The sequence below is a fragment of the Streptomyces sp. NH27 genome (genome assembly GCF_056859195.1).
Genome location: NZ_JACEGK010000202.1, coordinates 1 through 12994 on the forward strand (window position 1 = coordinate 1; position 12994 = coordinate 12994).

8 protein-coding genes are annotated in these 12994 nt (G+C 73.0%); 6 read left to right on the forward strand and 2 right to left on the reverse strand.

The window, feature by feature from the left end:
* Positions 1-27: 27 nt before the first annotated feature.
* Together AC13HU_RS17990 and AC13HU_RS17995 are read right to left on the reverse strand one after the other, a co-directional pair.
* Positions 28-672 carry a hypothetical protein gene (locus tag AC13HU_RS17990; protein WP_483042902.1) on the reverse strand — a complete coding sequence of 215 codons (645 nt, stop codon included), beginning with the start codon at positions 670-672 and terminating at the stop codon, positions 28-30.
* A gap of 181 nt (positions 673-853) precedes the next feature.
* Positions 854-2140, reverse strand: coding sequence for a nucleotide sugar dehydrogenase (locus AC13HU_RS17995; RefSeq protein WP_483042903.1), 1287 nt, complete (start codon positions 2138-2140; stop codon positions 854-856).
* Positions 2141-2483: 343 nt separating this feature from the next.
* Between AC13HU_RS17995 and AC13HU_RS18000 the strand changes: the two genes are divergently transcribed.
* The 6 genes from AC13HU_RS18000 to AC13HU_RS18025 form a co-directional block, all read left to right on the forward strand.
* Positions 2484-4190 carry a glycerol-3-phosphate dehydrogenase/oxidase gene (locus AC13HU_RS18000; protein ID WP_483042904.1) on the forward strand — a complete coding sequence of 569 codons (1707 nt, stop codon included), beginning with the start codon at positions 2484-2486 and terminating at the stop codon, positions 4188-4190.
* Positions 4191-4250: 60 nt separating this feature from the next.
* Complete coding sequence (locus tag AC13HU_RS18005) at positions 4251-5987, forward strand: serine/threonine-protein kinase (protein WP_483042905.1); 1737 nt, start codon at positions 4251-4253, stop codon at positions 5985-5987.
* Positions 5988-6163: 176 nt separating this feature from the next.
* A complete protein-coding gene (locus AC13HU_RS18010) occupies positions 6164-8011 on the forward strand; it encodes a serine/threonine-protein kinase (RefSeq protein ID WP_483042906.1) in 1848 nt (615 codons plus the stop codon).
* Between the two features lie 150 nt (positions 8012-8161).
* Entirely contained in the window at positions 8162-10333 is a 2172-nt protein-coding gene (locus AC13HU_RS18015) for a serine/threonine protein kinase (protein WP_483042907.1), read from the forward strand.
* A gap of 267 nt (positions 10334-10600) precedes the next feature.
* Positions 10601-12238: a succinic semialdehyde dehydrogenase gene (locus AC13HU_RS18020; protein WP_483042908.1), complete on the forward strand. Its 1638-nt coding sequence runs from the start codon at positions 10601-10603 to the stop codon at positions 12236-12238.
* 137 nt (positions 12239-12375) lie between these two features.
* On the forward strand, positions 12376-12994 hold a 619-nt coding region (locus AC13HU_RS18025; RefSeq protein WP_483042909.1), incomplete at its 3' end, for an NAD(P)-binding protein.

The following is a 12994-nucleotide window of genomic DNA, read 5'->3' on the forward strand; positions in this document are numbered from 1 at the left end:
CCTTCGTCATGCCGTGGTCGGGGCGGCTCAGTTCTCGCCCATCCGCTTGGCCAGGCCGCAGGCGGCGAGCCCGGCGAAGATCAGGAAGAAGACCCGCATCGCGCCGAAGTCCGACTTCCATCCCTTGAAGAGCATGCCGAAGTGGTGGAAGAGCAGCTGGCTGACGGAGATGTCCCCGCCCTGCTCGTTGACGAAGTGGCTGATGACCAGCGCGCCGCCGAAGATCTCGCCGAACATCACCGAGAGCAGCGCGAGCACGATCGCCACGATCGGCAGCGCGATGTTGCGGCCGCCGATCTTGCCCATCGCGACGCCGATCAGCGCGCCGACCGCGAGCGCCGCGTAGCGGAACTCGACCGTGGTGCCGTCGCTCTTGGCCATGGCGCGCAGCAGGCCGCCGTAGGCGAGCGCCGCGAGGATGGCGACCACGACGCCGGCCGCGATGCCCAGACCCACGTTGTCGCGTTGCTGGGCGACGGCCGGCGGCGGGTAGGCGTTCGGGTTGAAGGCCGGTGCGGCCTGCGGGGCGCCGTACGGGTTCTGCGGCTGGTTCTGCGGCTGGCCGCCGTACGGGTTCCCGGCCGGCGGCTGGCCGTAGGGGCTACCGGGCGGCTGCTGAGCGTACGGGTTCTGGCCGGAAGGCTGTTGCGGAGGCGGGAAGTTGGCGCTCACGAAGGGTTCCCCCGGGGACGGAAGCGGGTATCGCACAAGGTTGCGCGGGTGCGAAACAGTGTCCGAAATCTAGCAGGGGGGAGCGACAATCGGACAAGATGCTTCATCTGGTCGTTACAGGACCACGACAAGTGCGCACAACCCCCGCCCCACGGGCCCCTGTGGTCCCGTACTACAGCTACTACAGCCGGGCCGCCGCCCCGGCGGGGGTCGCCCCCCTGGTGTCCAGCAGGAGTTGGGCCTTGACCGCCAGCCCCTGGAGGTCGTAGGTGCGGTGGTGCTGGAGCAGCAGCGTCAGGTCCGCGTCGGCCGCGGCCTCCCACAACGAGTCGGCGCGCGGCACCGGATGGTCGAGAACGCGCCACTGCGGCACGTACGGGTCGTGGTAGCAGAGTTGGGCGCCGAGCTCCATCAGCCGGGTGCCGATCTCCCGGGCCGGCGCGCCCTCCTGGTCGGCGAGGTCCGCCTTGTAGGTGACGCCGAGCAGCAGCACCCGGGCGCCACGCAGGGACTTGCCGTGCTCGTTGAGCAGGGCCGCGGCACGCTGCACCACGTAGCGCGGCATGCGGCCGTTGACCTCCTGGGCGAGTTCGACCATGCGCAGCGGGTGGCCGGGGGTGCGCGGGCGGCCGGTGCCGGTGCCGCTGCCGGTGGCGAAGTGCGGTGCCGCGTTGGGGTCGAGGGGGACCGCGTGGCCGCCGACGCCGGGTCCGGGGCGGAACGCCTGGAAGCCGAACGGCTTGGTCTCCGCGCACCGGATCACGTCCCACAGGTCGACGCCGAGGTCGTGGCAGTAGACCGCCATCTCGTTGGCGAAGGCGATGTTGACGTGCCGGTAGTTGGTCTCCAGCAGCTTGACCGCCTCGGCCTCGCGCGGGCCGCGGGCGCGGACCACCCGCTCGCTCAGCCGGCTGTAGAAGGCGGCGGCCGCCTCGGTGCAGGCGGGGGTGAGGCCGCCGACCACCTTGGGGATGTGGGAGAGCGGGAAGTCGCGGTTGCCGGGGTCGAGCCGGCTGGGGGAGTACGCGAGGTGGAAGTCACGGCCGGCCCGCAGCCCGCCGGCCTCGATCAGCGGCCGCAGGTACTCCTCGGTGGTGCCCGGGTGCACCGCCGACTCCAGGACGACGGTGGTGTGCGGGCGCAGGTGGCCGGCGAGCGCGCGGGCGGCGGCGGCGACCGCGGTCAGGTCCAGGGCGTGGTCCTCGCCGAGCGGGGTAGGCGCGCAGATCACGGCGGTTCTGACCCGGCCGAGCGCCGCGGGGTCGCTGGTGGCGCGGAAACCGCCGGCCAGCATCCGGCGCAGTTCGGCCGCGGCCAGGGTGCCCGGCGGCACCCGGCCGGCGTTGATGTCGGCCGCGACGGCCGGATCGGGGTCGTAGCCGATGGTGCCGATGCCGGCGGCGGTGGCTGCCTGCGCGAAGGGGAGACCGGTGTGGCCCAGTCCGAGTACGGCGAGGTCTGCGGGCATGGTTTCGGGTCCTCTCCCTGGAGCCGACCCTCGGTGAGGCGCACGAATGGGCTCACAGATGGCTTTTAAGCAGGCTAACCAGACAAATCACTGATATGACCACACGGCGCGCCGGGCAGCGCTGGCCGCTCGGCGCCGGGGCGGTCACTATCGAAAGGGAGCGGGTAGGAACGCGGCGGCCCGAGCCGCCCGCGCAACCAGCCGCGGACCGGCCACGGCACTGACCGGGGCACCGACCGCGGGACCGACCGCGGGACCGGCCACGGCATCGACCGGGGCACCGACCACCAGGCGACAGCGAGACACCGAGCGACACCGTAGCGACGCAGTCACGGAGGCACGGATGCGTACGACATCACTCGGCCCGGCGGAAAGGGCCCAGGCTCTGGCCCGAATGGCCGAGCACGAACTGGACATCCTGGTCGTGGGCGGCGGTGTGGTCGGCGCGGGCACCGCGCTGGACGCCGCCACCCGTGGCCTGTCGGTGGGTCTGGTCGAGGCGCGCGACTGGGCGTCCGGCACGTCGAGCCGGTCGAGCAAACTCATCCACGGTGGCCTGCGCTATCTGGAGATGCTCGACTTCGCCCTGGTCAGGGAGGCGCTGAAGGAGCGCGGGCTGCTGCTGGAGCGGCTGGCCCCGCACCTGGTCAAGCCGGTGCCGTTCCTCTACCCGCTCCAGCACAAGGGCTGGGAGCGGCTCTACGCCGGCTCCGGCGTCGCGCTCTACGACGCGATGTCGATCTCCTCCGGGCACGGCCGCGGCCTGCCCGTTCACCGGCACCTCAGCCGCAAGCACGCGCTGCGGATCGCGCCGGCGCTGCGCAAGGACGCCCTGGTCGGCGCCCTGCAGTACTACGACGCCCAGGTCGACGACGCCCGCCTGGTGATGACGCTGGTGCGCACCGCGGCGTCGTACGGCGCGGTGGTGGCCAACCAGGCCCGCGTCGTCGGGTTCCTGCGCGAGGGCGAGCGGGTGGTCGGCGCCCGGGTCGAGGACCTGGAGGCCGGCGGCGAGTACGAGGTCAGGGCCCGCCAAGTGGTCAACGCGACCGGGGTGTTCACCGACGACACGCAGGCCCTGATCGGCGAGCGCGGCCAGTTCCACGTCCGCGCCTCCAAGGGCATCCACCTGGTCGTGCCGAAGGACCGCATCCACTCCAGCACCGGGCTGATCCTGCGTACCGAAAAGAGCGTGCTCTTCGTCATCCCGTGGGGACGGCACTGGATCGTGGGCACCACCGACACCGACTGGGACCTGGACAAGTCGCACCCGGCCGCGTCCAGCGCCGACATCGACTACCTGCTCCAGCACGTCAACTCGGTGCTCGCCACCCCGCTGACCAGGGACGACGTCCAGGGCGTGTACGCGGGGCTGCGGCCGCTGCTGGCCGGCGAGTCCGACGCGACCAGCAAGCTGTCCCGCGAGCACACCGTCGCCCACCCGCTGCCGGGCCTGGTGGTGGTGGCCGGCGGCAAGTACACCACCTACCGGGTGATGGCCAAGGACGCCGTGGACGAGGCGGTGCACGGCCTGGACCGCAAGGTCGCCGGGTGCTGCACCGAGGAGGTGCCGCTGCTCGGCGCCGAGGGCTTCCAGGCGGCGTGGAACAGCCGGGCCCGCACCTCCGCCCGTACCGGCGTGCACGTCGCCCGGGTGGAGCACCTGCTCAACCGGTACGGCACGCTCTCCGAGGAGGTGCTGGCGCTGATCGCCGACGACCCCTCGCTCGGCGACCCGCTGCCAGCCGCCGACGACTACCTGCGCGCCGAGATCGTCTACGCGGCCATGAGTGAGGGTGCCCGCCATCTGGAGGACGTGCTGACCCGCAGAACGCGTATCTCCATCGAGACCTTCGACCGCGGCACCGGAAGCGCGCGCCCTGCCGCGGAGTTGATGGCACCCGTGCTTGGCTGGGACCAGGGGCAGATCGACAAGGAAGTCGAGTACTACGAGAAGCGGGTCGAGGCCGAGCGCGAGTCGCAACTCCAGCCGGATGACCAGACCGCGGACGCCGCCCGGTTGGGCGCGCCCGATATCGTGCCCCTCTAGGCGCCAAGTTCGCCTGGGCGCAATACGGGAGGCGCCCGTGGGGGACCGGAAGGGCACGACATGAATGGGGCCGGACACGGCGACGAAGGGCGGCTCGTCGCGGGCCGCTACCGGCTGCTCGAACGCGTCGGCCGGGGTGGGATGGGCACGGTGTGGCTGGCCGAGGACGAACTCCTCGGCCGCCAGGTCGCGGTGAAGAAGCTTCACCCGCCGCAACCGCACATGGACGACGAGGAGTTGGCCACCCTCTTCGAGCGCACCCGGCGGGAGGCCCGGGCCGCCGCGCGGATCAGCCACCCCAACGTGGTGGTCGTGCACGACGTGGTCGACGACGCCGGGCTGCCATCGATAGTGATGGAGTACGTCCCCTCGGTCACGCTGGGCGAACGCCTCAAGGCAGAAGGCCCGTTGGAGCCGGCGGAGGCCGCCCGGGTCGGCCGCGGAATGGTCGCCGCGCTGCGTGCCGCCCACCGTGCCGGCGTGCTGCACCGCGACGTCAAACCCGGCAACGTGCTGCTCGGCGAGGACTCCAGGATCGTCCTCACCGACTTCGGCATCGCCCAGGCGTCCGGCACCTCGACCCTGACCCGCACCGGCGAACTCATCGGTTCCATCGACTTTCTGAGTCCGGAGCGGATACGTGGCGTCCTGCCCGGGCCCGAGTCGGACCTGTGGGCGCTGGGCGCGACCCTGTATCAGGCGGTCGAGGGCATATCGCCGTTCCGCCGCCCCACCGCGATAGAGACCGCGTACGCGATCGCCGAGGAGCCGCTCGAACCGCCGGCCAAGGCCGGGGTGCTCGCCGACCTCATCGCGGGGCTGCTCGTCAGGGACCCGCAGCAGCGGCTGTCGGCCGAGGAGGCCGAGCGGATGCTGCGGCTGCCGGCCGCCGAGACGGACACCGCGCAGGTGGAGCGCGACCGGTTCGGCAACGAGCAGACGGGCCGGACCGGGACCACCGTCGTCACGCCGCTCGCCGCCAACGGGACACCCGGCCCGCAGGGCGAGGACGCCGCCCCGGAGCCCCCGCAGGACCCGCAGGAAGCGCCGGGCGGCCCGCGGGAGCCCGGGCCGGGCGCGCAGGGCCCGGAAGACGGCGCACAGTCGACCGCGCAGCACCACGGCTCGCCCACCCCGCGCCGCCGCCGCCGAGCCCTGCCGTGGATCGCGGCCGTCGTCGTGGTCGCCGCGGTGGCCGGCGGCGCGCTGTACGCCGTCCACCGCGCCAACTCCGCCGGCACGAAAGCCTCGGCGGACGTCAGCCCGACGCCGACGGGTGCGACGAGCGCCCCGGCCCCCACCACGAAGCCGGCACCGGCACCGACCACACCGCCGCCGCCGAAGCTCCCGGCCGGCTACCGGCTCGCGACGGAGCACCACGACGGCTACGACTACTCCGTGCCCGTGCCCGACGGCTGGACCAGGACGACACCGAACGGCAACGACGAGGTCGACTGGATCACCTCCGACGGGCTGGTCGGGCTGAAGGTCAACGCGCTGCCGTTCGGCAGCACCGACCCCCTGGAGCACTTCGAGGAAGTGGAGCCGCAGACCTCGAAGAAGGTCGACGGCTACGATCGCCTGCGGATGGACCGCACCCTGCAACTGGGCGAGCAGGCCGCGCTGTGGGAGTTCACCTTCAAGGGCACGTATCGCGACTGGCACGCCATCGACCTCGGCTTCGGCAAGCCGGGCGGCACCGAGTACGCGATCTACCTGTCGGCCCCGGAAGCCGAATGGCAGCAGTGGCTACCGGTGTTCAACAACGCCGTCGCCGGATTCCGGGCCAGGGGCTGACCAGCCGGGTTCGCAACCACGTTCCCGGTTCGGGGATGATGGGTAGCCCAACCGCCCGACAACCGCCGGCGCCGCCGTCGGCGGCCGCCGCCATCCGGCTCGCGCGCAGGCGCACCCGGTGCGCGCCGCCACCCCGGCGCCATGCACCCACCCGGAAGACACGACAGAGGGATTCCATGAGCGAGGACGAAGGTACCGACGGACGCTTGCTCGCCGACCGGTACCGCCTCGGCGGCGTGCTCGGCAAGGGCGGCATGGGCACCGTGTGGCGCGCGGTCGACGAGACGCTGGGCCGCAGTGTCGCCGTGAAGGAACTGCGCTTCCCCGGCAACGTCGACGAGGACGAGAAGCGCCGCCTGGTCACCCGCACCCTGCGCGAGGCGAAGGCCACAGCGCGCATCCGCAACACCGGTGCCATCACGGTCTTCGACGTCGTCAAGGAGGACGACCGGCCGTGGATCGTCATGGAGTTGGTCGAGGGCCGTTCGCTCGCCGACGCGATCCGTGAGGACGGTCCGCTCACCCCCAAGCGCGTCGCCGAGATCGGCCTGGTGCTGCTCGACGTGCTCAAGGCCGCGCACGCGGAGGGCATCCTGCACCGCGACGTGAAGCCGTCCAACGTGCTGCTCGCGGAGGGCGGCAGCGACGAGGAGGGCCGGGCCTCGGGCGGCGGGCGGGTCGTGCTCGGCGACTTCGGTATCGCCCTGATCGACGGCGACCCGTCGGTGACGTCCACCGGCATGCTCGTCGGCGCGCCGTCGTACATCTCGCCCGAGCGGGCCCGCGGCCAGAAGCCCGGCCCGCCCGCCGACCTGTGGTCGCTCGGCGCGCTGCTGTACGCCTCGGTCGAGGGGCATCCGCCGTACGACAGGGGCTCCGCGATCGCCACCCTCACCGCGGTGATGACCGAGCCGGTCGGGCCGATGCGCACCGCGGGACCGCTCGCCGAGGCGGTCACCGGGCTGCTGGACAAGGACCCGGACCGGCGGCTGGACGACGCGGGCGCGCGCCGGCTGCTCAACGAGGTGGTGAACGCTCCGGACGAGCCGGTCGCGCCGGCCTCCGAGCCGACCAGCGTGATGCCGATGCCGGCGGCGCCGCCCACCGCGGGCGCCTCGGCCGACCCCCAGCCGGTGCCGACGGACGCGCCGCCCGCCGCCCGGAAGGCCGCGATCGACCAGGCCAGGGCGCGCGAGGCGCTGCGGGCGCTGCGCAAGGCCGCCGATCGGAAGCCGCCCGCGGGAGCGGGAGCGGCGGGTCCGGCCGGTCCGGCGCGCGCGCCGCTGAGCGACGTGGTGCCGCGCCGCACCCTGGTGATCGTGATCGCCTTGGTGGTGCTGGCCCTGCTGGGCACCGTCATAGGCGTCGCGATAGCCAACTCCGGTGACGGTAAGGGCGGCAAGGGCAACGGCGGCAGCACGCCGAGCACTTCCGCCCGGGGCACGGACAAGAACGCGGCCAAGGAGAGCGGCCAGGGTCAGGACCCCGACGGCAGGGCCGGGCGGCCCGCGACGGGCGGCACGACCGGCGCCGGCACCCCGCCGGCCGCCGCCACCGGGTCCGGCGCCGACACCCTCCCGGCGGGCTGGCACGTCTTCAAGGACTCCGAGGGCTTCTCGATCGCGCTCCCCGCCGGGTGGAAGCGGGTCGGCGACGACGGGTACGGCGTCGGCTCCCGCTTCAAGGGCAGCGGCGGCGAGAACCTGCTGGTGGACTGGACCCACAGCCCGGGCAAGAGCGCGCTGCACAACTGGCAGACCTCGGCGGCCGCCGCGCCCGGGCAGATGAAGGACTACCACCAGATCAAGGTGGTCTCCGCGGACTACCGCGACTACGACGCGGCCGACTGGGAATACACCCGGAAGCAGAAGGGCACGGCCGTACATGTCCTGAACCGCGGCATGGTGACGGACAAGAAGCACGGCTACGCCCTGATGTACACCACGCCGGCCGGCGCGTGGGACGGCGCCGTGAACCAGCAGAGGCTCGCGTCCTTCTTCAGTACCTTCAAACCGGCCGAGTAGGCGGGCCGAAGCACGTAAGGTGAGTGCGTGTGGACTGTCCGCAGCCGGATACGGACCGACTCGCCGTCGGAAGTGCCCGGACCTGAAAGGGCCTGACCGTTTCAGGTGCGCGGGCGGATGAGCGAACGGGCGGGCCGGAAGGGGGGCGCCGTGGAGGAGTACGCAGGACGGGTGCTCGCTGAGCGCTACCGGCTGCCCCGGCCACCCGCCGACGAGTTCGAACTCGTCGAGAGCCGCGCCTTCGACACCTACAGCGGTCAGGAAGTCCTGGTCCACCAGGTGCTGCTGCCCGAGGTGGTCGGCGCCGACCCCGGCGAGGAGGGGCCCGGCAGGTCCGACGACGCCGAGGAGCTCGACGAGAGCGCCCGGCGCGCCCTGGAAGCGGCCCGCACCGCGGCCGCCATTCCCGACCACCCCCGGTTGGTCCAGGTCTTCGACATCTTCGTCGAGGACGGCAGCCTGTGGATCGCGAGCGAACTGGTGTCCGCCCGGCCGCTGGCCGCGTTACTCGCCGAGCGTCCACTGGACGCCTACCGCGCCGCCGAGGTCGCCTCCGATGTGCTGACCGCGTTGCGCGCCCTGCACGCCACCGGTTGGACGCATCGCAACGTCACCGTGAGCACCGTCCTGGTCTGCGACGACGGCCGCGCCATGCTCGCCGGCCTGGCCGCGGGCGCCGCCCAGGAAGCGCTGTGCGGATACGACCCGGTGCCCGAGCAGGTGCTCGCCGGCGGCGCCGACGAGGACTCCGACGACTGGCACGGCCCGCGCTCCGCGCTCGAACAGGAGCGGGCCCGGCAGAACCGCATCACCGTGGTAGGCGCCGTCACCGAGCGCTGGGCGCCCGAGCAGGCACACGAAGTGCACGAGAACTGGCGGCTGGCCCCGCCGATCGGCCCGGCCGCCGACCTGTGGGCGCTCGGCTCGCTGCTGTTCCGCAGCGTCCAGGGCCATCCGCCCTTCCCCGAGGAGAGCGCGGCCGAACTCGTCCAGCTGGTCTGCGCGGAGCCGCCGGCGTTCGCCGAGGAGTGCGGCCCGCTGCGGCCGATCGTGGAGTCGCTGCTGCGCCCGGACCCCGAGGAGCGGCCGGAGGCCGAGGAGTTGGGCGGCTGGCTGCGCTCGCTGATCCGGTCCGCGCCCGAGCCCGATCTCGGCGTCGGCACCGTGCAGGTGCCCACCGACCCGGCGAAGCTGCCGGTGAAGCGGCGCAGGGGCGAACTGGTCCGGCGGTGGCGGAAGTCTGCCGCCGAGACGGAGGCGGGCGCGCAGCACCGTAGACACGCCCGCGGCAAGCAGGCCAAGGTCGGCCGTCCGCCGAAGCCGCCCAAGCCGCCCAAGCCCGCGAAGTTGCCGAAGCCGTCGAAGGCGTTCGGCGCCACGCAGGCCCTCGGGATGTCCGGCGTGGGTCCCGGACCCGCCGCCGCACCGGCCGCGTCGATGGAGGCGGCCCGCCCGGCCAAGGCGGCCCGGCAGCCGCGCCCGTCCGTACCGGCCCAGCCCACCGTCAGCCGCAGCGGCCCGAGCACCACGGCCCGCCCGCACATCCACGAGGAGGACGTCGTCTACCGGCGTCCCGACGGCAACGACGACTCCCCGCGCCGGCTCGGGGTGCGGCTGCTGATCGCGGTGCTGGTGATCCTCGCCGCCGCGGTGGCGTACGCCCTGCTGATCATGCCGCACCGCGGCGACTCCTCCGACGGCGCGAAGGCCGACCGCAGCGTGCCGGCCCAGATGCCGAAGCCCGGCAGCGGCAAGCACGACGACGGCAAGGGCGGCAGCTCCACGGCGCCGGGCGCCGGCAAGTCCGCACCCGCCACCAAGCCCCCGGCCAAGCCCGCGAACACCGCGCCCGCCTCCCCGTCAGGACCCGCGCTCGGCCCCGACTTCGCGCTGCGGCACGACGCGGCCGGCTTCTCCGTCGCGGTGCACACCGGCTGGCAGCGCTCGGGCCCCAACGCCCAGGACGACGTCACCTACTCCGGCGACGACCTCCAACTCACCGTCGTCCCCGGCCGCGACAGGTCCTCCGCGCACGGCACCGACCCGGTCTCCTACCAGCTCAACGAGCCGGAGCTGTCCGACTTCCGCTCCTCGTCCTGGTCCTCCGCGTCGGGCCTGCAGTCCCTGACGCTCGACGGCCACCCGGCGGCCGAGGGCGAGTACACCTACCGCAACTCCAGCGGCCAGGGCGTGTACGCGCGGAACCTCGCCATCCTGATCGACGGGAAGTACCACATCGTGCTGGTCACCGGCCTGGACAACCAGCGCGCCGCGGTCCAGCAGGCGTTCGACAAGGCCGTCCAGACCTACACCGCGAACTGACCCCGGGCGGTCCGCCGTGACGGCGGGCGCGAGCGGCGGTCCGACCTGCGCCGCGAGGTGAATCCGACCCGTGCCGCCAGGCGGACCCACTGCCGACCGCGAGCTGGACCCGGCCCGTACCACCGGTTGAAACGCCCGCTTGTTCGACCCATCTGACCTGCGAAGATCGTCACGATGCCATTGCGTGCTGGCGTGGTTGCGGAAGTCACGGAGAAAAAAGCTACTGATGGGTACCCAGGGCGGGCCGGTCGCCGTACCCTCACCGGCATGACGGATTCGCCGGAAAGCGTGACACGCAGTGCCTCCCTCACCGACGGCAGCACCGAGAACCCTGTCGCGCCGCAACCCGCCACCGCGCGCGGTCCGCGGGATGTCGTCACCCCCGATCTCGTCGCCCGGCTGACCCGGGGCGTGCTCGGCTCCGGCCGCACCGCCGGCCACACCCCGCTGACCGGCGACCAGCTCGCCGACCTGCCCGAGGCCACCCCGGACGACGTGGCCGAGGCGTACCGCAGGGCCCGCGCCGCCCAGGCCGGTTGGGCGGCGACCTCCGTACGCGACCGCGCCCGGGTGCTGTTGCGCTTCCACGACCTGGTGCTCGCCCGGCAGGCCGAAGTCCTCGACCTGATCCAGCTGGAGACCGGCAAGGCGCGGCTGCACGCCCACGAAGAGGTGCAGGTGGTCGCGATGGCCGCCCGGCACTACGGCTTCAAGGCGCCCGCCTACCTCAAGCCGAAGCGGCACACCGGCGCCGTGCCCACCCTCACCAAGGCGCGCGAACTGCGCCAGCCGCGCGGGGTGGTGGGGCAGATCGCGCCCTGGAACTACCCGCTGGAGCTGTCCGTCGGCGACGCGCTGCCCGCCTTCGCGGCCGGCAACGCGGTGGTGATGAAGCCCGACACCGAGACCGCGCTGACCGCGCTGTGGGCCCGCCGGCAGCTCATCGAGGCCGGGCTGCCCGAGGACGTCTGGCAGATCGTGATCGGGGACGGCCCGGTGGTCGGCCCCGCGGTGGTCGAGCACGCCGACTACGTCTCCTTCACCGGCTCCACCCGCACCGGCCGCGAGGTTGCCCAGCGCGCCGCCGCCCGGCTGATCGGCGCCTCGCTCGAACTCGGCGGCAAGAACGCCCTGCTGGTGCTGCGCGACGCCGACCTGGACAAGGCCGCCGCCGGCGCGGTGCGGGCCTGTTTCGCCTCCGCCGGGCAACTGTGCATCTCCATCGAGCGGTTGTTCGTGCACGAATCGGTCGCCGACGCCTTCACCGCGAAGTTCGTCGAGCTGACCCGGTCGCTCAAGCTCGGCACCGCGCTGGCGTACGGGGCGGGCATGGGCTCGCTGGTCGGTCAGCGGCAACTCGACGTGGTCACCCGGCACGTGGACGAGGCCCGGGAGAAGGGCGCCACCGTGCTCACCGGCGGCCGCCCGCGCCCCGACATCGGCCCGTACGTCTACGAGCCGACCGTGCTGGCCGGCGTCGAGGCCCCGATGGCGGTGTGCGCCGAGGAGACCTTCGGCCCGGTGGTGTCGGTCTACCGCTTCCAGGACGAGGACGAGGCGGTCGCGCGCGCCAACGCCACCGAGTACGGCCTCAACTCCAGCGTGTGGACCCGCGACATCCGCCGCGGCATCGCGCTCGCGGCCCGGCTGCGCTCCGGCACGGTCAACGTCAACGAGGCGTACGCGGCGGCCTACGGCAGCGTGCGGGCGCCGATGGGCGGCATGAAGGACTCCGGGCTCGGCCGCCGGCACGGCTCGGAGGGCATCGTGAAGTACACCGAGGCGCAGACCATCGCCGTGCAGCGGCTGATGCCGATGGGCCCGGCGTTCGGCCTGAGCGACGAGAAGTACGCGGCGCTGCTCAACCGGTCGCTGCGGCTGATGAAGGGGCTGCGCATCCGCTGAGCGCCATCCGCCGAGCGCGGGCCGGCCGCGGTTCGGCCGGGCACACCGGCGTGCGGCGCCCGACGGGTCCGCCGGCGGCGGGCACCCGCGCGGCTCCGTATCCGACAACTGATCCTGATCCGCACCGATTTGTTCCGATGCACCTCGACTCGCCGCGACCTGCCTCGATGCGGTTCGCCGCAGTTCGACCCGGCTCGACGACCGACCCTCCGGAGGACCAGGTGGCACAGGAAGACGGCTACGACTACGACGTCATCGTCGTCGGATCGGGCTTCGGCGGCGCGGTGTCCGCACTGCGGCTGACCGAGAAGGGCTACCGGGTCGGCGTGCTGGAGGCGGGCCGCCGTTTCGCCCGCGAGGAACTGCCGAAGAACTCCTGGGACGTGCGCAACTACCTGTGGGCGCCCTCGCTCGGCCTCTACGGCATCCAGCGTATCCACGTGCTGGGCAAGGTGCTGGTGCTGGCCGGCGCGGGCGTCGGCGGCGGCTCGCTGAACTACGCCAACACGCTGTACGTCCCGCCGGCCGCGTTCTTCCAGGACCGGCAGTGGGGCAAGATCACCGACTGGCAGCAGGAGCTCGCGCCGTACTACGACCAGGCCAGGCGGATGCTCGGGGTGCGGCTCAATCCGACGATGACGCCGTCCGACGTCCATCTCAAGGCCGCCGCCGAGAAGATGGGCGTGGGCGGGAGCTTCCACCTGGCGCCGGTCGGGGTGTTCTTCGGCGACGGGCGGGACGCCTGCGGCGGGGAGG

Coding starts and splice junctions, on each gene's coding strand:
- AC13HU_RS17995 (WP_483042903.1), bottom strand. CDS start 2,140: ATGCCCGCAGACCTCGCCGTACTCGGACTGGGCCACACCGGTCTCCCC.
- AC13HU_RS18000 (WP_483042904.1), top strand. CDS start 2,484: ATGCGTACGACATCACTCGGCCCGGCGGAAAGGGCCCAGGCTCTGGCC.
- AC13HU_RS18005 (WP_483042905.1), top strand. CDS start 4,251: ATGAATGGGGCCGGACACGGCGACGAAGGGCGGCTCGTCGCGGGCCGC.
- AC13HU_RS18010 (WP_483042906.1), top strand. CDS start 6,164: ATGAGCGAGGACGAAGGTACCGACGGACGCTTGCTCGCCGACCGGTAC.
- AC13HU_RS18020 (WP_483042908.1), top strand. CDS start 10,601: ATGACGGATTCGCCGGAAAGCGTGACACGCAGTGCCTCCCTCACCGAC.